Source organism: Streptomyces sp. NPDC006624, assembly GCF_040611555.1.
Classification (GTDB): domain Bacteria; phylum Actinomycetota; class Actinomycetes; order Streptomycetales; family Streptomycetaceae; genus Streptomyces.
Genome location: NZ_JBEXOM010000003.1, coordinates 1 through 19,363, shown reverse-complemented (window position 1 = coordinate 19,363; position 19,363 = coordinate 1). Strand labels below are relative to the sequence as shown.

15 protein-coding genes and 1 pseudogene are annotated in these 19,363 nt (G+C 73.0%); 4 read left to right on the top strand and 12 right to left on the bottom strand.

The window, feature by feature from the left end:
• Nucleotides 1-11: 11 nt before the first annotated feature.
• Entirely contained in the window at nt 12-1,046 is a 1,035-nt protein-coding gene (locus ABZY20_RS06515) for an oxidoreductase (RefSeq protein WP_356437489.1), read from the bottom strand.
• Between the two features lie 66 nt (nt 1,047-1,112).
• Between ABZY20_RS06515 and ABZY20_RS06510 the strand changes: the two genes are divergently transcribed.
• Nucleotides 1,113-2,063, top strand: a complete 951-nt coding sequence (locus ABZY20_RS06510) for an FAD-dependent oxidoreductase (RefSeq protein WP_356437487.1) — start codon at nt 1,113-1,115, stop codon at nt 2,061-2,063.
• A gap of 105 nt (nt 2,064-2,168) precedes the next feature.
• Here the strand turns inward: ABZY20_RS06510 and ABZY20_RS06505 are convergent, their stop codons facing one another.
• From ABZY20_RS06505 to ABZY20_RS06495, 3 genes are all read right to left on the bottom strand, one after another.
• The gene (locus ABZY20_RS06505; RefSeq protein WP_356437484.1) at nt 2,169-3,893 is read right to left on the bottom strand and encodes a BCCT family transporter; all 1,725 of its coding nucleotides are present in this window, start codon (nt 3,891-3,893) and stop codon (nt 2,169-2,171) included.
• Between the two features lie 74 nt (nt 3,894-3,967).
• On the bottom strand, nt 3,968-5,272 hold the full coding sequence (locus ABZY20_RS06500; RefSeq protein WP_356437481.1) for a M14 family metallocarboxypeptidase: 1,305 nt from the start codon (nt 5,270-5,272) through the stop codon (nt 3,968-3,970).
• Nucleotides 5,269-7,227: a Xaa-Pro dipeptidyl-peptidase gene (locus ABZY20_RS06495; RefSeq protein ID WP_356437478.1), complete on the bottom strand. Its 1,959-nt coding sequence runs from the start codon at nt 7,225-7,227 to the stop codon at nt 5,269-5,271. Before ABZY20_RS06495 ends, ABZY20_RS06500 begins: the two co-directional genes overlap by 4 nt.
• A 200-nt stretch (nt 7,228-7,427) precedes the next feature.
• On the opposite strand from ABZY20_RS06495, the gene ABZY20_RS06490 reads away from it, so the two are divergent.
• Nucleotides 7,428-8,936, top strand: a complete 1,509-nt coding sequence (locus ABZY20_RS06490) for a M1 family metallopeptidase (RefSeq protein WP_356437475.1) — start codon at nt 7,428-7,430, stop codon at nt 8,934-8,936.
• Nucleotides 8,937-9,120: 184 nt separating this feature from the next.
• On the opposite strand, the gene ABZY20_RS06485 is transcribed toward ABZY20_RS06490, so the two are convergent.
• Nucleotides 9,121-10,587: an amino acid permease gene (locus tag ABZY20_RS06485; RefSeq protein ID WP_356437472.1), complete on the bottom strand. Its 1,467-nt coding sequence runs from the start codon at nt 10,585-10,587 to the stop codon at nt 9,121-9,123.
• 266 nt (nt 10,588-10,853) lie between these two features.
• Between ABZY20_RS06485 and ABZY20_RS06480 the strand changes: the two genes are divergently transcribed.
• Nucleotides 10,854-11,570, top strand: coding sequence for a MerR family transcriptional regulator (locus tag ABZY20_RS06480; protein WP_356437469.1), 717 nt, complete (start codon nt 10,854-10,856; stop codon nt 11,568-11,570).
• Here the strand turns inward: ABZY20_RS06480 and ABZY20_RS06475 are convergent.
• Genes ABZY20_RS06475 through ABZY20_RS06465 form a run of 3 tightly spaced genes read right to left on the bottom strand, consistent with a single transcriptional unit; the run spans nt 11,556 to nt 16,148 of the window.
• A complete protein-coding gene (locus tag ABZY20_RS06475) occupies nt 11,556-13,742 on the bottom strand; it encodes a 3-hydroxyacyl-CoA dehydrogenase NAD-binding domain-containing protein (RefSeq protein ID WP_356437467.1) in 2,187 nt (728 codons plus the stop codon). The two genes, ABZY20_RS06480 and ABZY20_RS06475, sit on opposite strands and share 15 nt — an antisense overlap.
• Nucleotides 13,743-13,776: 34 nt before the next feature.
• Complete coding sequence (locus ABZY20_RS06470) at nt 13,777-14,991, bottom strand: acetyl-CoA C-acetyltransferase (protein WP_356437464.1); 1,215 nt, start codon at nt 14,989-14,991, stop codon at nt 13,777-13,779.
• An 11-nt stretch (nt 14,992-15,002) separates the two neighbouring features.
• Nucleotides 15,003-16,148: a CaiB/BaiF CoA-transferase family protein gene (locus ABZY20_RS06465; RefSeq protein WP_356437462.1), complete on the bottom strand. Its 1,146-nt coding sequence runs from the start codon at nt 16,146-16,148 to the stop codon at nt 15,003-15,005.
• A 192-nt stretch (nt 16,149-16,340) separates the two neighbouring features.
• Between ABZY20_RS06465 and ABZY20_RS06460 the strand changes: the two genes are divergently transcribed.
• Nucleotides 16,341-17,519, top strand: coding sequence for a saccharopine dehydrogenase NADP-binding domain-containing protein (locus ABZY20_RS06460; protein WP_356437459.1), 1,179 nt, complete (start codon nt 16,341-16,343; stop codon nt 17,517-17,519).
• 16 nt (nt 17,520-17,535) lie between these two features.
• Here the strand turns inward: ABZY20_RS06460 and ABZY20_RS06455 are convergent, their stop codons facing one another.
• The 4 genes and pseudogenes from ABZY20_RS06455 to ABZY20_RS06440 form a co-directional block, all read right to left on the bottom strand.
• Complete coding sequence (locus ABZY20_RS06455; RefSeq protein WP_356437456.1) at nt 17,536-17,682, bottom strand: hypothetical protein; 147 nt, start codon at nt 17,680-17,682, stop codon at nt 17,536-17,538.
• A 244-nt stretch (nt 17,683-17,926) separates the two neighbouring features.
• Nucleotides 17,927-18,619, bottom strand: a complete 693-nt coding sequence (locus ABZY20_RS06450) for an endonuclease V (protein ID WP_356437453.1) — start codon at nt 18,617-18,619, stop codon at nt 17,927-17,929.
• A 74-nt stretch (nt 18,620-18,693) separates the two neighbouring features.
• Complete coding sequence (locus tag ABZY20_RS06445) at nt 18,694-19,017, bottom strand: plasmid stabilization protein (protein WP_356437450.1); 324 nt, start codon at nt 19,015-19,017, stop codon at nt 18,694-18,696.
• 70 nt (nt 19,018-19,087) lie between these two features.
• Nucleotides 19,088-19,363: pseudogene (locus ABZY20_RS06440) on the bottom strand (oxidoreductase); the annotation flags it as partial.

Sequence of the window (19,363 nt, the reverse complement as noted above, 5' to 3'; positions counted from 1 at the left end):
GAGCGCCGATCCTAGTGCGCCGCTCCGTGGGCCACGGCCGTCACCAGGACGCTTCCGGTCGTACGCGCCACCAGGAAGGACCGGCCCTTCACGGCGCCGGGGTCGAGGGGGACGCGGTGGCGGCCCGGTTCCAGGACGCCGTCGAAGAGCGTGCGGGTGCGGGTGCGGGAGAGCCGGTCGAGGCGGTAGGCGGTGAGGGTGACCCGGCAGGGGGAGGTGACCTCGATGTCCGCGCCGGTGCCGTCGGCGGTCAGGCCGGTCAGGCGGCGCCCGCCGGCCGGGCTGCGCTCCAGGGCCTGCTCGATCTGGGCGACGAGGAGCGGGACGATCGGCGCCAGACCGTCGACGCAGACGACCGGGACACCGGCGCGTTCGAAGGCGCGGCGCACCGCGGCGCGCTCCCGCTCCCCGGTGCCCCCGCCGAAGGCGACGGCGCCGTAGCCGCTCAGTTCGTCGGCGGGCACGCCCTCGGCGTCGTGCGCGATGTCGGCGCCGACGCCGATGGTGCGTAACGCGGCGGCGAGCCGGGCCAGTCCGGCGACGCGGGCGCCGATCAGCAGGACGCGGCGCCGGGTGTCCGGGGCGGAGCCGTTCAGCAGGGCGTTCAGCGCCGCCCGGTACTCGGTGCCGCGGAAGCGGAACGGGCCGATGCCGTGGTAGCCGTTGAGCCGCAGATCGGCGTGCTCGTCGGTCTGCCAGGCGAAGTCGCACCAGATGACGTCCTCGCCGTCCTGCCGGATCGCGGCGGTGACGGCGCCGCACGCCAGGTCCTCGCACTCGGGGCAGCCGTAGACGACGTACCGGCCGCCCGGCAGGGGGGCCGGGCTCTCCAGGAGCAGGCTGCGCACCTGCGCGGTGAAGATGGCGGGCGGGACGTCCGCGGCGAGCGGCGAGACCGCGTCCAGGTCGGAGAGCCGGAACAGCAGCGGACGCCCGTCGACGATGAAGTCCAGGAAGTCGCGGTGGACCTGGTAACCGCCATCGGTGAGGACTCCCCCGGCCCGCGTCGCGGGGGCCAGGCCGAAAGTCGCGTACTCGGCACACATAGGGTGAGTATCCCCACACTGCGGGTGATGTGAGCACGGCATGGCACATTCCGCTACGGTCCGGCCATGACGAGCGAGCCGAGTGACGAGATCGTGGTGGTCGGTGGCGGGGTCGTCGGGCTGACGACCGCCCTGGCACTGGCCGAACGGGGACGGCGGGTGCGGGTGTGGACGCGGGACGCCGTCGAGGCGACCACCTCCGCCGTTGCCGGTGCGCTGTGGTGGCCGTACCGGATCCAGCCGGTGGAGCAGGCGCGGGCGTGGGCGCTGCGGTCGCTGGCGGTGTACCAGGAGCTGGCGGCGGAATCCGGGGCGTCCGGCGTACGCCTGGTCGAAGGGGTACTGGGCGGCACCCGGCTCGACGAGGTCGACGGGTGGCTGGCGGGGCGGGTGCCGGACCTGCGGGCCGCCACCGCCGCGGAGTTCGACGGGACGGGTGTGCGGCTGCGGCTGCCGCTGATCGACATGCCGGCGCATCTGCCGTGGCTGCGGGAGCGGTTGCGGGCGGCGGGCGGGGTGGTGGAGACCCGTACGGTGTCCTCCTTCGCGGAGGCGGACGCGCCGGTGGTGGTCAACTGCACGGGGCTGGCCGCGCGGGAGCTGGTGCCGGATCCGTCCGTACGGCCCGTGCGCGGGCAGCTGGTCGTGGTGGAGAACCCCGGGATCGACACGTGGCTGGTCGGGGACGACGCGGGCGGGGAGCACGCCTACCTGTTCCCGCAGCCGGGCGGTCTCGTCCTCGGCGGTACGGCCGAGGAGGACGTGTGGTCCCTGGAGCCGGACCCCGCGGCGGCCGAGGCGATCGTCCGCCGCTGTGCCCGGCTGCGGCCCGAGATCGCCGGGGCGCGGGTCCTGGAGCACCGGGTCGGGCTGCGTCCCACCCGCCCGGCGGTCCGCCTGGAGCGCGACGTCCTGCCGGACGGACGCCTGCTGGTGCACAACTACGGCCATGGCGGCGCGGGCGTCACGGTGGCGTGGGGCTGCGCGCGGGAGGCGGCCCGGCTGGCCACCGGCTGAGGACACCCCGCGCCGTGCGCGGGGTGCGGGCGGCCCGGAGCGGAGCGCGCACACGGCGGCGGGCGGCCCGGACCCCGAGGTGCGGACCGCCCGCCGCCGTGCGGTTCAGTGCTTGCCGATCGGGTCTCCCTCCACGTCCGTTCCGCGGCCCGGGCCGACGCGCAGCTCGAACTCGCCGTCGTACTTCGTGTGGCCCTCGATCACGGCCATCTCGACGGCCTCGGAGCCCATCTGCTCGCGCACGATCACCGGGTCGCGGCGCAGGTCGCGCATCAGGGCCACACACATGAAGATCATCACGATGACGAACGGCGCCGCCGCGAGGATCGTGAGGTTCTGCAGACCGGTCAGCGCGTCGCCCTGGCCGCTGCCGACGAGCAGCATGATCGCGGCCACCGCACCGGTCACCACGCCCCAGAACACCACGACGTAGCGGCCGGGTTCGAGCGCGCCCTTCTGCGACAGGGTGCCCATGACGATCGAGGCCGCGTCGGCGCCCGAGACGAAGAAGATGCCGACGAGGATCATCACGAGCAGGCTCGTGACCGTGGCGATCGGGAACTCCTGCAGGACGCCGAAGAGCTGGCCCTCCGGGGTGGCCTCCTTGCCGAGCCGGCCCTGCTCCTGCATCTTCATGGCGGAGCCGCCGAAGATCGCGAACCAGATCAGGCTGACCGTGCTGGGCACGAGGATGACACCGCCGACGAACTGCCGGATCGTCCGGCCCCGGCTGATGCGGGCGATGAACATGCCGACGAACGGCGTCCAGGAGATCCACCACGCCCAGTAGAAGACGGTCCAGCTGCCCAGCCAGTCGGCGACGCCCTCGCCGCCGCTGGCCTCGGTGCGCCCGGCCAGCTGGGGCAGGTCGCCGAGGTAGGCGAAGACCGAGGTGGGCAGCAGGTCCAGGACGACGATGGTCGGGCCGGCCACGAACACGAACAGGGCGAGCACCAGCGCCAGCACCATGTTGGTGTTGGACAGCCACTGGATGCCCTTCTCGACACCGGAGATCGCGGACGCCACGAAGGCCAGGGTCAGCACCGCGATGATCGTGACGAGCAGCCCGGTGCTCACCTCGTCCATCCAGTTCAGCTCCTGGACACCGGAGCCGATCTGCAGCGCGCCCAGCCCCAGGGAGGCGGCGGAGCCGAAGACGGTCGCGATGATCGCGAGGATGTCGATGGCCCGGCCGATCCCTCCGTTGGCGTTCTTCGTGCCGATGAGCGGGGTGAAGACGGCGCTGATGGTCTGCCGGCGCCGCCTGCGGAAGGTGCTGTAGGCGATGGCCAGGCCGACCACGGCGTAGATCGCCCACGGATGGAGCGTCCAGTGGAACAGCGTGGTGGCCATGGCCGTCTCCATGCGGTCGCCGGAGTCGGCCGGGTCGGTGCCCGGCGGGGGCGTGCCGTAGTGCGACAGCGGCTCGCTCACGCCGTAGAACATCAGGCCGATGCCCATGCCGGCGCTGAACATCATCGCGACCCAGGACACCGTGCGGAACTCGGGTTCCTCGCCCTCGGCGCCCAGATGGATACGGCCGTAGCGGCTGATCGCGAGCCAGAGGGCGAACACCACGAAGCCCGAGGCGGCGAGCATGAACGCCCAGCCGCCGTTGTGCATCAGACCGCTGAGCATGGAGGAGGAGACGTCTTCGAGCGAGTCGGTCGCGGTGGCGCCCCAGACCACGAAGGCGAGGGTGAGCACCGCCGTGACGCCGAACACGATCCGGTCGGTCCGAGGTCGCTCCCGGCCGGGCAGACCCGCCTCCGAACCCGGTAGCACCGGTCCCTCATGGAGGTCCTTGTCGCTGGGTGGTTCTTGCGTCACGGGCGGCACCTTTCATCAGAACAGCACGGAGGATGAGGTTCCTCCGTAACGCTGCTACCACGTGTGGCGGAATTTCACCCCCCTGAACATGCAGATTCGTGTGAGCCCGCCGTCAGGTGGTACTCGGCCCGGTCGTCCAGGAGGAGCGGGACGAGCGCCCGCAGCGACTGGCGCAGCGGTACGAGCACGCCCTCGGCGTCCCGGCGCACGCGCACCCCGTGCAGGGCCAGCTCGTCGCCGACCTCGGCGTACTGCTCGGGGGTGAGGCGGTAGCCGCAGGGTGGGTTCGTGATGGTCTCGGACGGTTCGGGCGGGTCGTTGTCGGCGCCGCCGACGTGGACCGGGCCGGAGGTGACGTACCCGGTGAGCCGGGCCTGGGCGGTCGCCGTCCCGATGTGGGCGTGGCGCCGGCCGGCGTAGTGGAGCAGGCCGGTGAGCGCGTCCAGCTGGGAGGTGACCCGGCGCCGGTTGTTCAGCGCCTCGTCGGCCTTCTCGGCGTCGGTGAGCGGATCGACGCGGCTCTCGATGAGCAGGCCGACGGAGTGCTTGACGCCCGACATGTTGCGCAGGATGCGCTCCTGCCCGTCCCCGGCGACCTGCCTGAGGGGGTCGCCGGTGGCCGGGTCGGTCCAGATGCCGTAGGTGCCGATGGAGTGGCCGGCGCGCCGGGCGGCCGGGCGGACGTACGCCTCGGAGAGGGTGCGGGCCTCGTGGTGGACCGCCGCGTGGGTGTTGAGGTTGCGCGGCCAGAGGTCGAAGAGGTCCTTGTCGTAGTAGGGGGGCGTGGCGCCGTACTCGTGCAGGTCGTAGATCACGTCGGGGCGGCGGTCGCGGATGACGGCGGCCAGGGCGCGGCCCTCGGCGGTGCGCAGGGCGAGGTGGTCGCGGTTGATGTCCACGCCGTCGCCGTTGCCGCGGGTGCCGGCCGCGCGGCCGTCGGGGTTGGCCGTGGGCACGACCAGGACGGTGGTGCGCTCCAGGAGGCGCCGGGTGCGGCTGTCGCGGGCGTGGGCGAGGTCGCGGACGGTGGTCAGGCAGGCCTCGCGGCCGGCGGGTTCGTCGCCGTGCTGGCTGCACACGAGCAGCACGGTGACGGGGGCCGGGCCGGTGCCGACGCGGACGAGCTGGAGCGGGCGGCCCTGCCGCGTGGTGCCGAAGCGGGTCAGGGAGACCCGGCTGCTCGACCGGTCGACGGCCCGGAGGTAGTCCTGCTCCTCGGCCTGGGTGGTCCAGCGGGCGCCGTCCGTCCGCTCGAAGCCGGTGCGTGGCAGGGGGTCGGCGGCCGCCGCCCGGGCCGGGGTCGCGACCAGGGACCCGGCGAGGGCGGCGGCGGTGAGGACGAGGGCGCGCGGGCGCGGACTGGTCCTGGCCGCGCTCACCGGCTTCCCTCCGGGACGCGCTGGGTGGTGCGCGGCTCCCGTACGCCGTCCAGGAGCGCGTCGTCGGGCGTGGCGGGCGCGGCTCCGGAGGTGGCGCGGGCGAAGGCGGCCGCCCCGCCGGTGAAGGGGACGCGGGCCGAGGTGCGGGGCAGGTCGAGCGTGAGCCGGGGCCGGTCGGCCTGGGGCGGGTCGATGAGGCCCCGGTCGGTGCCGGCGATGATCAGCGCCAGCCGGTGGCCCCTGGGCACGACGTGGTCGGTGGCCGCCAGGTCGAGGGTGATCGTGTACCGCTTGCCCGGGGTGAGCGGGGCGCCCTTGCGCGCGGAGGCGTGGGTGCCGAGGTCGGCCCAGCCGCGGCTGACGATCGTGTAGTCGACGTCGGCGGTCTTGGCCTTCGTCTCCTTGAAGCAGGCGCTGTCGCCGGTGGTGCTCGCTCCCCAGCAGGTGCGGTCGGTGAGGGTGGTGATGCCCTCACCGGAGTCGGCGTAGTCGCGGATCGTGGCGGGGCCGATGTCCACGAGGACGGCGGAGAGATGGGCCGCGGACGTGGAGGGCGTCGCGGTCACGGTGACCTCGGAGGAGCCGGACAGGCGCAGGTCGCGGACGAGGGGCCGGGTGACGAAACCGGCTTTCTCCGGTGTCGCCCTGTCGATCGCCGCGGCCCAGTCGGTCTCGCTCAGGGCCGGGTCGTCGGTGAAGGACGCGGTGCCGTGGCCGCGGCGCAGGCCGAGGGTGCCGACGCCGTCCTGGGCGCCCTGGCCGGGGCGCAGGGTGGCGGCGCGGGTGCCGCTCGGCGGCCAGGTCCGGGAGGTGGTCCACCGGTCGGGCGCGCGTTCGATGTCGGCCATGGGCTCGCGGTCGATGCCGTTGTCGTAGCCCATGAGTTCGTGGTCGAACCAGCGGTGCAGGGTCTCGACCCAGGTCGCGCGGCGGAAGTCGAAGGGGTCGACGTGGCCGGTCTGCGAGAGCCAGATCTTGCGTTCGACGCCGTGCCGCGCGAGGGCGTCCCACCACTGACCCACGTGCTTCATGCGGACGTTGAGGTCCTGCATGCCGTGCACCAGGAAGACGCTGGCCCGGACCTTGCGCGCGGCCTTCACGTAGTCGCGCTCGCTCCACAGCGGGGTCCAGTCGCCGGAGCGCGGGGCGCCGTCGGCGAGCTTCTGCTGGACGGCACCGCACTTGGCGCGGGCGTCGGGGCTGTTGACGTAGTTCGAGAGCCAGTCCGGGCCGGAGTCGTAGAGCGGGGCGCCCTGCTGGAAGTAGTAGTCGTACCAGGAGGAGATGGCGCTGATGGGGACGATGGTCTCCAGGCCCCTGACGCCGGTGGCGGCGACGCCGTTGGCGATGGTGCCGTCCCAGCTCTTGCCGATCATGCCGGTGCGGCCGTTGGTCCAGCCGGCGTCGGCGCGGGTGGGGCCGGTGCGGGTCGTGTAGGCCACGCCGCGGCCGTTGAGCCAGTCCACGACGGCCTTCGCGGACCGGACGTCGGAGCGGCCACCGACGTCGACGCAGCCGTCCGAGCGGCTGGTTCCGGCCAGGTCGACGCCGACGACGGCGTATCCGCGCGGGACGAAGTAGTTGTCGTAGTAGAGCGGCATCCGCACGACGTCGCCGTTCGCGTCGTACGTCTTCTTCTGGCTCTCGTTGCCGCGCCCGCAGCAGGAGTAGTACGGGCTGGCGTCCATGATGACGGGGACCTTGCGGCCCTGGCGGGCGGGTTCGCGGGGGCGGACGATGTCGACGGCGACCCGGTCGGTCCGTCCGTCGCGGTCGCCGTCGAGTCCGGTGTCCACCCAGACGGCCTCGCGGACGGCGTCCGCGTACGAGTACACGGGTTCGCTGCCGCGCGGGGCGGCGTGGGCCGCGGCCGGGGTGACGAGCGTGGCCAACAGGGCGGCCGTGGCCGCCGTCGCGAGCGGTCTCCAGGTCGTGAAGCGCGTGCGTTTCGGCATGCGCCGGACGCTACATCGGTGAACTCCTGTTCAGAAGAGGGCAGCTGACGCACCGGCGTGTCCCGGGAGGGCCGCCGCGCCGGGTGCTCCATGTCGGCCGAATGGCGATCGTGTGACGGCGACGGTCATGGACATGATGGTGGGCACGGGGAGTGAATAGGCTCCGGACAGACTTCGGGACCTACGACTTGGAGCCTTGCGTGCACCGCAGCATCATCGCGCCGGGAGCCCTGGCCGCGGCCGTTCTCCTGCTGGCGATCCCGGCATCGGCCGCTCCCCACTCCCCCGGCGCCCCGGGTGCCGGCGACCCCTACTACCCGGCCTACGGCAACGGCGGCTACGACGTCTCCCACTACGACCTCCGACTGAAGTACCGGCCCGCGACCGACGAACTGGAGGGCACCGCGACGCTCCTGGCCCGCACCACCCAGGACCTGTCCCGCTTCAACCTGGACTTCCTCCTGGACGTCGGCGAGGTGCGCGTCAACGGCGCGAAGGCGTCCTTCACCACGTCGGGCGAGCACGAGCTGGAGATCACGCCGAAGAAGCCGCTGGCCAAGGGCACGCCGGTCACGGTCGTCGTGCGCTACAGCGGTGTCCCGTCGTCGAAGCGGGCCTACGGCTTCACCAGCTGGCACCGCACCCCGGACGGCGGTGTCGCGGCGAACGAGCCCGAGGCGGCCGCGTGGTGGTTCCCGAGCAACGACCACCCGCTCGACAAGGCCACCTACGACGTGTCCGTGCTCGTCCCGGACGGCACCCAGGCCATCTCCAACGGCAGGCTGCAGTCGACGAGTTCACGCCTGGGCTGGACCCGCTGGAACTGGCGGTCCGCCACACCGCAGGCCACGTACCTCGCCACGCTCGCGGTCGGCCGGTTCGACATCACGACGGACACGACCGAGAGCGGCGTCCCGGTCCTCAACGCCTACAGCAAGGACCTGGGCCCGCACGCGGGCGCGGCGCGCGCGAGCATCGAGCGGACCGGGGAGATCGCGGACTGGCTGTCCGGGTACTTCGGGCCCTACCCCTTCGACGCGCTCGGCGGGTACGTGCCGAACACGAACACCGGGTACGCGCTGGAGACCCAGACCCGGCCGTTCTACAGCCCCCGGCAGTTCGCTGGCGGGTCGAACGTGTCCCTCGTCGTCCACGAACTGGCCCACCAGTGGTACGGGGACGCCGTGTCCCTCGAGCGCTGGCAGGACATCTGGATCAACGAGGGCTTCGCACGGTACGCGCAGTGGCTGTGGTCCGAGCACGAGGGCGAGGGCACCGCGCAGGAACTCGCCGACCACGTGTACGCCTCGCACCCCGCCGACGACGCGTTCTGGACGGTGAAGCCCGGGGATCCCGGGCCGGAGAACCAGTTCCACGGCGCCGTCTACGACCGGGGCGCCCTGGCCGTGCAGGCACTGCGCAACGCGATCGGCGACGAGGCGTTCTTCGCCGTCCTCGAGGGCTGGCCGCGCGAGTACGCCCACGGCAACGCGTCGGTGGCGGACTTCCGGCGCTACGCGGAGGAGGTCTCGGGCGAGCCCCTGGCCGCCCTCTTCGACACCTGGCTGTTCCAGCCGTCGAAGCCGCCGGCCCCCGCGGCACGGGCCGCGGCGATCGCGAAGGAGCCCGCCTCCGTCCACGAGCCGAGGTCGTGGAAGAAGATCGCGGCGACCGACGGGGCGCACGGGCACGGCGGGCACCGGCACTGAACGGCTCCGCTGCGGAGCTGACCTGTTGAACTCCCTGCCGCGGCTTACGGCGGGTCCGTACGCAACGGCCGTGCGGGCCCGTCGGAGTGGAGCGAGCCGCCGGCGAAGGAGCCGGACGTGCGGAACCTGGCGATCACCGAGGCCCCGTCCGCGCCGGGGCTGCGCCCAACAGCGCCCCGGCCCGCTACTGCGTCAGTTGCGACAGCTCCCGGTCGGCCGTCCGCGACACCCGGCGGCGGACGCCGAACCAGCCCGCGACCAGCATGACCCCGATCACGGGGACCAGCAGCAGCGTCTTGCGGCCGACCTCGGGGTCGTTCGCCATCATGCCGAGGCAGGCCAGCAGGAAGGCGATCGTGGCGATCTCCGTGACCGGGCTGCCGAAGAGGCGGAAGGAGGGGCGGGCGACCAGGCCGGCCTTGGCGCGGCGCACGAAGACCAGGTGGCAGATCATGATGATCACCCACGTGCTGATGATGCCGAGGGAGGCGACGTTCAGCACGATCTCGAAGGCCTGGGCCGGGACGAGGAAGTTCAGGCCGACGCCGAGCACGCACACCGCGCAGGTGAGCAGGATGCCGCCGTAGGGGACCTGGCTGCGGTTCATGCGGGCGGTGAACTTCGGGGCGGAGCCGGCCATCGCCATGGAGCGCAGGATGCGGCCCGTGGAGTACAGGCCGGAGTTCAGGGAGGACATGGCGGCCGTGAGGACCACCAGGTTCATCACGTCGCCCGCGGCCGGGACGCCGATCTTCGACAGCACCGTGACGAAGGGGCTCTGGTCGGCCGAGTAGACCGACCCCGGAAGGAGCAGGGCCAGCAGGACGACCGAGCCCACGTAGAACAGGCCGACCCGCCACATGATCGAGTTCACCGCGCGCGGCACGACCTTCTCCGGCTCGGCGGTCTCCCCCGCGGCGACACCGACCAGCTCCAGCGCCGCGTACGCGAAGATCACGCCCTGCATCACCAGGACGACGGGCATCATGCCGTGCGGGAAGACGCCGCCGTTGTCGGTGACGACGCTCAGGCCCGGGGTCTGTCCGCCGACCTCGTGCCGGGTGGCGAGCAGGAAGACGCCGATGAGCATGAAGCCGACCAGCGTGGCGACCTTGACGATCGCGAACCAGAACTCCAGCTCGCCGAAGATCTTCACCGAGATCAGGTTCACGGCCAGCACCACCGCGAGGGCGATCAGCGCGAGCACCCACTGCGGGATGTCGGTGAACAGGCTCCAGTAGTGCGTGTACAGGGCGATTGCGGTGATGTCGGCGATGCCGGTGGTCGACCAGTTCAGGAAGTACATCCAGCCGGCGACGTACGCGCCCTTCTCGCCGAGGAACTCGCGCGCGTACGACACGAAGGAGCCCGAGGAGGGGCGGTAGAGCACGAGCTCGCCGAGGGCCCGGACCACGAAGAAGGCGAAGACGCCGCACACCAGGTACGCCAGCGCGAGCGCCGGGCCCGCGCTGTGCAGCCGGCCGCCGGCGCCCAGGAAGAGCCCGGTGCCGATCGCGCCGCCGATGGCGATCATGTTGACGTGGCGGGCCTTGAGGTCCTTGCTGTAGCCGGCGTCGCCCGCGTCCGCGGGCACCCCGGCCGCGTCGGTACGCGGCGTGGCCGCAGCCGTGTTCACGGCGTCCTTGCTCACGGGTGGTTCCACTCTCTGGATCGCCCCGGCCGTCGTGGGCCCGGGTCCGTACAGTGCGATGGCCCGTACCGCCCTTGTGAGGTGGTACAGACCAGGGCAGCACCTTGCCACACCGGTTCACCCGCACACGGTGAGCGGCGTCACAGAGCGTGACTTCTCACAAGATCCACCCCGGATCCGCACAGCGGCCGTCCGGCGTTCCGGCCCGGTCGCCGGAGGTGCGGACGAGGTGTCACAGCACTGGTGGGACAGCGATACTGCTGCACATGACGACCGACGCCGAGGAGCCGACCCTCACGATCGACGAGCTGGCCGCCCGGGCCGGTGTCACGGTGCGCACGGTCCGCTTCTACGGCACCAAGGGGCTGCTGCCGCCGCCGGTGCTCGGTCCCCGGCGCGTGGGCCACTACGGGCGGGAGCATCTGGCCCGGCTGGCGCTGATCGAGGAACTGCAGCGGCAGGGCATGACGCTGGCCGGCATCGAGCGCTATCTGCGGCAGCTGCCGCCGGACCTGAGTGCGCACGACCTCGCCATCCACCGGGCGGTGGTGGCGTCCTGGGCGCCCGACACCGTCCGGACGGTCACACGCGAGGAACTGGAGCGGCGGGCCGGGCGGCCCCTGGGCGAGGAGGACGTCGAGCGGCTCGTCGCGATGGGGGTCGTCCGGCCCGCGGCGGACGGATACGAGGCCGACCTGGGGCTGCTGCGGCTGGGCACCGGCCTGCTGGACGTGCCGCTCTCCCCGGACGCGATCTTCGCGGCGCGCACGGTGCTGGTCGAGCACGCGCGCGCCGCGGCCCGGGAACTGTCCCGGCTCTTCCGCGGTGAGGTGGCCGAGCGTGACGCACGGGACGTGCGGTCGCTGTCGGCGCACATGCACCCGCTGGTGGTGCAGGCGCTCCTCACCGCGTTCCAGCGGTCGCTGAAGGAAGAGCTGGGCGAGTGGCTGACCGGGGGTGCGGACGGGTCAGTTCCGGGCTGAGTCGCTGAAGCACTCCCCCTTCTCCGCCTTCTCGACCAGCAGGGCGGGCGGGGTGAAGCGGTCGCCGTAGCGCTCGGCGAGTTCCCGCGCGCGGGCCACGAAGCCGGGCAGTCCGCCGTCGTAGCCGTTGACGTACTGGAGCACGCCGCCGGTCCAGCCGGGGAAGCCGATACCGAGGATGGAGCCGATGTTGGCGTCGGCGACGGAGGTCAGCACCCCCTCCTCCAGCAGCCGGACGGTGTCCAGCGCCTCGGAGAACAGCATGCGCTCCTGCATGTCCCTGAACGGGATCCGGTGGCCGGGCTCGGTGAAGTGCTCGCGCAGGCCCGGCCAGAGCCCGGCGCGCCTGCCGTCCTCGTCGTAGTCGTAGAAGCCGGCGCCACCGCCGCGGCCGGTGCGGCCGAACTCGTCGACCATGCGGTCGATGACGGCCTCGGCGGGGTGCGGTGTCCAGGTGCCGCCGGCCTCCTCGACCGCCCGCTTGGTCTCGGCGCGGATCTTGCGGGGCAGGGTCAGCGTCAGCTCGTCCATCAGGGACAGGACCTTGGCCGGGTAGCCGGCCTGCGCGGCGGCCTGCTCGACCGAGGCGGGCTCGATGCCCTCGCCGACCATGGCGACGCCCTCGTTGATGAAGTGCCCGATGACGCGGGAGGTGAAGAAGCCGCGCGAGTCGTTGACGACGATCGGCGTCTTGTTGATCTGCCGGACCAGGTCGAAGGCGCGGGCCAGGGCCTCCTCGCCCGTGCGCTCGCCCTTGATGATCTCGACCAGCGGCATCTTGTCGACCGGCGAGAAGAAGTGCAGCCCGATGAAGTCGGCCTGGCGCTCGACGCCTTCGGCGAGGGCCGTGATGGGCAGGGTGGAGGTGTTGGAGCACAGCAGCGCGTCGGGCGCGACGACGTGCTGGATCTCCTGGAACACCTTGTGCTTGAGGGAGGTGTCCTCGAAGACGGCCTCGATGACGGCGTCGCAGCCGGCCAGGTCCTGGACCTCGGCGGTGGGCGTGATGCGGGCGAGCAGCGCGTCGGCCTTCTCCTGGGTGGTGCGGCCCTTGGTGACGGCCTTGGCGCACAGCTTCCCGGAGTAGCCCTTGCCCTTGAGGGCCGCCTCCAGGGAGACGTCCTTCAGCACGACGTCGATGCCGGCGCGGGCGCAGGAGTAGGCGATGCCCGCGCCCATCATGCCGGCGCCGAGGACGGCCACCTTGCGGACCTGGCGCCGTTCGACGCCCTGGGGGCGGTTGGCGCCGGAGTTGACGGCCTGGAGGTCGAAGAAGAACGCCTGGATCATGTTCTTCGAGGTCTGGCCCGCGGCCAGTTCGACGAAGTAGCGGGCCTCGATGACCTGCGCGGTCTCGAAGTCGACCTGGGCGCCCTCGACGGCCGCGGCGAGGATGCTGCGCGGAGCCGGGTAGGGGGCGCCGCCCGTCTGCTTGCGCAGGGTGGCCGGGAAGGCGGGGAGGTTCGCGGCGAACTTGGGGTTCGCGGGGGTGCCGCCGGGGATGCGGTAGCCGGGCCGGTCCCAGGGCTGCTGCGACTCGGGGTGGGCGTCGATGAAGGCGCGGGCCTTGGCGAGCATGTCCTCCCGGGTGTCGGCGACCTCGTCGACGAGGCCGTTGTCCAGGGCGCGGCGCGGGTTGTACTGGGTGCCCTGCAGCAGGACCTTCAGCAGGGCGTCGGCGATGCCCAGCAGGCGGACGGTGCGGACGACGCCGCCGCCTCCGGGGAGCAGGCCGAGGGTGACCTCGGGGCAGCCGATCTTGGAGCCGGGCGCGTCCAGGGCGACGCGGTGGTGGCAGGCCAGGGCGATCTCGTAACCGCCGCCCAGGGCAGCGCCGTTGAGGGCGGCGACGACGGGCTTGCCGAGGGTCTCGATGCGGCGCAGGTTCCGCTTGATGGCCATGCCGCCGTCGAACAGTTCCTGGGCGGTCTCGGGTGTGACGCGGATGAGGTCGCGCAGGTCGCCGCCTGCGAAGAAGGTCTTCTTGGCGGAGGTGATGATGACGCCCCGGATGGAGTCCTTCTCGGCCTCCAGGCGGTCGGTGACGGCGGCGAGGGAGTCGCGGAACGCCCGGTTCATGGTGTTCGCGGACTGGTCCGGGTCGTCGATGACGAGGGTGACGAGGCCGGTGCGGTCCTGTTCCCAGCGGATGGTGGTGGGCTCAGTGCTCATGTGGAGGTGCTCCGTGTGATCCGTCGGGAGGGGGTCAGATGCGCTCGACGATCGTGGCGACGCCCATGCCGCCGCCGACGCACAGCGTGGCGAGGCCGTAGCGCTTGTCCTGGCGCTCGAGTTCGTCGACGAGGGTGCCGAGGATCATCGCGCCGGTGGCGCCGAGGGGGTGGCCGAGCGCGATCGCGCCGCCGTTGACGTTGACCTTGTCCAGGGACAGGCCCATGTCCTTCACGAAGCGCAGCACCACCGCCGCGAACGCCTCGTTGATCTCGACGAGGTCGATGTCGTCGATGGTGAGCCCGGCCTTGGCGAGGGCCTTGCGGGTGGCGGGGGCGGGGCCGGTGAGCATGATGGTGGGCTCGGAGCCGGACACGGCGGCGGAGACGATCCGGGCGCGGGGCGTGAGGCCGTAGCGCTCGCCGACCTCCCTGGAGCCGACCGCGACGAGCGAGGCGCCGTCGACGATGCCGGAGGAGTTGCCCGCGTGGTGCACGTGGTCGATCTTCTCCACCCAGTGGTACTGCTGCAGCGCCACCGCGTCGAAGCCGCCGAGTTCGCCGATGTCCGCGAAGGACGGCTTCAGCTTGGCGAGGGAGTCGGCGGTGGTGCCGGGGCGCATGTGCTCGTCGTGGTCGAGGACGACGAGTCCGCTGCGGTCCTTGACGGGGACGACGGACCTCTCGAAGCGCCCCTCCTTCCAGGCGGTGGCGGCGCGCTCCTGCGACAGGGCGGCGTACTCGTCGACGTCCCGCCGGGAGAAGCCCTCGATGGTGGCGATGAGGTCGGCGCCGATGCCCTGCGGCACGAAGTTGACCTGGAGGTTGGTCATCGGGTCGTTGAACCAGGCGCCGCCGTCGGAGGCCATCGGCACCCGGGACATCGACTCGACGCCACCGGCGAGGATCAGGTCCTCCCAGCCGGAACGGACCTTGGCGGCGGCCAGGTTGACCGCCTCCAGGCCCGAGGCACAGAAGCGGTTCTCCTGGACGCCGGCGACGGTGTCGGGCAGTCCGGCGGCGATGGCGGCGATCCGCGCGATGTCGGAGCCCTGGTCGCCGACCGGGCCGACGACGCCGAGCACGATGTCGTCGACGGCGGCCGGGTCCAGGTCCGGGAAGCGGGCGCGGATCTCGTGGATGAGACCGACGACCAGGTCGATGGGCTTGGTGCCGTGCAGGGCGCCGCCCGCCTTGCCGCGCCCGCGCGGGGTGCGGATCGCGTCGTACACGTACGCTTCGGTGCTCACGAGGAGGCCTTTCACTGAGGGGTGCGGGACGGGGGAAGCAGCCCGGGAACGTCCCACTCCCGGGCGACGTCCGCCGTGTCGGCGCCCGGCCGGGCCGGGCCGGTGCGCACGGAGGTCGGTGTCGCGGAGAAACGGGGGGCCGGGGCCGGCTGGGTGATGCCGCCGTGGTCGGTGAAGGTGCCGCGGGCGGCCAGGTGCGGGTGGTGCGGGGCCTCGCGCAGGGACAGCACGGGTGCCACGCAGGCGTCGGAACCGTCGAAGACGGCCGTCCACTCGTCCCGGGTGCGGCTCTTGAACCGGGCGGCGATCTCCTCGCGCAGGTCACCCCAGAGGGCGACGTCCGTGCGGGCGGCGGACCGGTCCCCGAGGCCGAGGAGGGTGAGGAACTCCTCGTAAAACCGCGGCTCCAGGGCGCCGACGGTCATGTACCCGCCGTCGGCCGTCTCGTAGGTGCCGTAATAGGGGCAGCCGCCGTCCAGGAGGTTGGCGCCGCGCCGGTCCTGCCAGCTGCCGGCGGCGAGCATGCCGTGGATCATCGCGGTGAGATGGGCCGTGCCGTCGACGATGGCGGCGTCGACGACCTGGCCGGTGCCGGTCGCGCGCGCGTGGTGGAGGGCGGCGAGCACGCCGACGACCAGGTAGAGGGCGCCGCCCGCGTAGTCGCCGAGCAGGTTGGCGGGGGCCGGCGGCGGCCGGTCCGGGCCGCCGGTCAGGCCGAGGGCGCCGGTGGGGGCGATGTAGGCGATGTCGTGCCCGGCGCGGTGGGCGAGCGGGCCGTCCTGGCCCCAGCCGGTCATCCGGCCGTAGACCAGGCGGGGATTGCGTGCATGGCAGTCCGCGGGCCCGACGCCGAGGCGCTCGGCGACACCGGGGCGGTAGCCCTCGACGAGGACGTCGGCGCGGGCGGCCAGGGCGAGCACCCGGCCCGGGCCGTCCGGTGCCTTGAGGTCGACGACCACGGAGCGCTTGTTGCGGTTGGTGACGTCGTACGCCGGGTCGATGCCGAGCCCGGGGCCGCCGGGCCGGTCCACGCGCACGACGTCGGCGCCGAGGTCGGCCAGGAGCATGGCGGCGAACGGGCCGGGCCCGATACCAGCCAGTTCGACGACGCGCACGCCGGTGAGCGGGCCGTTTCCTGGCGTCCTTGCCGTGGTCATCCAGCCCCCAGCGCTGTGACACAACCGATGTAACACCAGCGATGCTAAGAACGTGTTCCACTCGGCACAAGGCCTGAACGAGCAAGCGCTTAGCGATCTGGCACACGGACCAGCCCCTGCTGTCGGGCTCCGCACTCCTCACGCTAGCCTCGGCCACCGACAGGGGCACGGGCTGGACGACCGAGGGGTGTCATGAACAGGCAAAGCAGGACGGACCGTCCGTACGACATCGTGCTCTTCGGAGCCACCAGTTTCGCCGGGACGCTCACCGCCGAGTACCTGGCCGCCCATGCGCCGGAGGGACTGCGCTGGGCGATCGCCGGGCGCAGCGCCGGGAAGCTGGAGCGGCTGCGGCAGCGGCTGCCCGGTGGCGCGGAGGTCGGCGTGCTGCGGGCGGACGTCTCCGATCCGGCCTCGCTGCGCGACCTCGCCGAGCACGCGCGCGTGGTGGCCACGACGGTCGGCCCGTACGTCACCTACGGCGAGGGACTCGTCGCCGCCTGCGCGGACGCCGGGACGGACTACCTGGACCTGTGCGGGGAGCCGGAGTTCGTGGACCTGACGTACGTCCGGCACGACGCCCGCGCGCGGGAGACCGGGGCGCGTCTGGTGCACGCCGCCGGCTTCGACTCCGTCCCGCACGACCTGGGCGTGTACTTCACCGTGCGGCAGCTCCCCGAGGGCGTGCCGCTGAGCGTCGAGGGCTTCGTGAGCGCCGGCGGGGCCTTCTCCGGCGGGACCTTCGCCTCCGCCCTCAACCAGTTCGCCCGGCAGCGGGAGATGGCGGCCGCCGCGCGGGACCGGCGGCGGCACGAGCCGCGGCTGGTGGGCCGGCGGGCGTCGGCGCCGGCGGGCGCGCCCCGGTTCGCCAAGGAGGTCGGCGCGTGGGCGCTGCCGCTGCCGACCATCGATCCGCAGATCGTGCGGCGCTCGGCGGCGGCGCTCGACCGGTACGGGCCGGACTTCCGCTACCGGCACTACGCGGCGGTGCGGCATCTGCCCGTGGCGGTGGGCTCGGTCGCGGCCCTCGGTGCGCTCGTCGCGGCGGCCCAACTGGCCCCCGCCCGGCGGTGGCTGTCCGACCGGGTCAAGCCCGGCGACGGGCCCGGTCCGGAGAAGCGGGCGAAGAGCTGGTTCTCGGTGCGCTTCGTGGGGGAGGGCGGCGGCCGGCGGGTGTACACGGAGGTCTCGGGCGGTGACCCCGGGTACGGCGAGACGGCGAAGATGCTCGCCGAGTCGGCGCTGTGCCTGGCCTTCGACGAGCTGCCGAAGACGGCCGGCCAGGTCACCACGGCGGTGGCGATGGGCGACGCACTGATCGACCGGCTGCGTGCGGCGGGCATCCGCTTCCGCGTCGCGGCGGCCCGCTGAGGGGACGCGGGGCGGCCTACAGCGGCCACTCGGCGATGGTGTAGATCATCCCGGCGATCCACGCGAGCCCCGCCAGCACGGCGAGGACCAGCCCGACGGTGACGGCCCGCTCCACGGTCTGGGTGGGGTGGGCAACAGGCTTCGGAGCACGGTGCGTTGTCATGCGCTCAGCCTGCCCGGGGCGGGTGGGCGGAACATCCGTACGGGTACTCAGAGCCGGTACTCAGCCGGTACGGGATCGCCCGCTCCCTTCGGGCGCGTCTCTCCCTCCGTCCGATGACTCGCCGCCTCTCCTTTTCTCGAAGTCACCGGGGAGAAGACCGCGTTGAGCAGCGCCCGGGCGGGCGAGCCGGGGCGGGCGTACACGACTCTCCGTACCGCGAGGTGGGCCGCCGGCCTGGGGAAGGTCAGGCGGAGCAGGCCTCGCGCAGCGCCCTGCGGCACAGGGCGTCCGCCCGGCGGGTGGTCTCCGGGAGGCGGTAACCGCGGGCCAGCGCCAGGGTGTGGGCGCAGGCCCCGGCCAGGGACACCCGGTGGCCCACGGAGACGAACACCGGCTTGACGCCGTCCCGGGTGCGCAGCGCGCGGCCGACCTCCTCGGCGCCCGCGAGCAGCGCGGAGCTGCTGCCGCGCGCGGTGCCCGGCTCGTCGTGGGTGAAGGTGAACGGGTTCTTCGCGACGCCGATCGTGGGCAGGCCGGTCAGCACACCGAGGTGGCTGGCGAGGCCGAAGCGGCGCGGATGGGCGAGGCCGTAGCCGTCGCAGACGACCAGGCCGGGCGGGCAGGGCAGGGCGTCGAGCGCGGCGAGGACGGCGGGGAGCTCCCGGAAGGCGAGGAGCCCGGGCACGTAGGGGAAGGACACCCGGCCCACGGCCGTGGCCTCGGCGACGACGTCGAGGCCGGCGGCGTCCAGCACGACCGCTGCCGCCGCCACGACGTCGCGTGCGTCGTCGTAGGCGACGTCGACCCCGGTCACACGGCCCGCTCCCGGCGGCGGTCCCGGTTCGTCCAGGATCACGCGGGCGCGCAGCTCGTCCTGGACGGCGCGGGCCTGTTCCTCGGTGGCGGGCCAGTTCTCGGGGATGCGTACGGTCGTCATGGTGGCCCCGAGCCTACGGGCAGCGCGAAGGCCGGCGGGTCAGCCGGTCCCGCCGGCCCCGCACGGCGTGTGCCTCACTTGTTCAGCGCGCGCTGCAGCTCGCTCTTGTTCATGTTCGAACGGCCCTCGACGCCGCGGCGCTTGGCCTCCTGGTACAGCTGGTCGTAGGTGGGGCCCTGGGAGCCCTGGCCCGACCGCCGGCCGCCGCGCTCGCCGGAGGACATGTCCTTGGTGGAGGTGCGGCTGGCGGTCTTCGACTCGCCGGCGCGGGCGCGTTCCTTGTTCACCGTCCGCGCCGCGATCTCCTTGGCGCGGCCGGTGCTCTCGCCCCGGTCCTTCGCGCTCTCCTTGATGTGCTCGTACTGGCGCTCCCGCTTGGAGCTCGAACCGCGTGGCATGCTCGCTCACTTCCTTTCGAGTGCGGTGAACGAGTACCCACCCTGCCAACCCTCACCGCGCACCGCCTGCTCAGTGCTCCAGGCGGGCCACCCGCCCCTTCTCGCCGGCGGCCCAGCAGCCGTGGTCCGGGGCGCAGTCGACGGTGTCGAAGGAGCCGGTGCCGACGGTCCGCCAGGTGCGGCCCGCGTCCGTGGTGAGGTCGGTGCCGGTGGGGCCGACGGCGAGGGCGGCGGTGCGGCCGTGCGGGAGCCACGCGACGCCGGAGCGGTAGGCGGGCGGGGGTGTGGTGGCGGGGTGCCAGGTGCGGCCGCCGTCGGACGTGCGCGCGGCGGCGCGCGGCGAGGG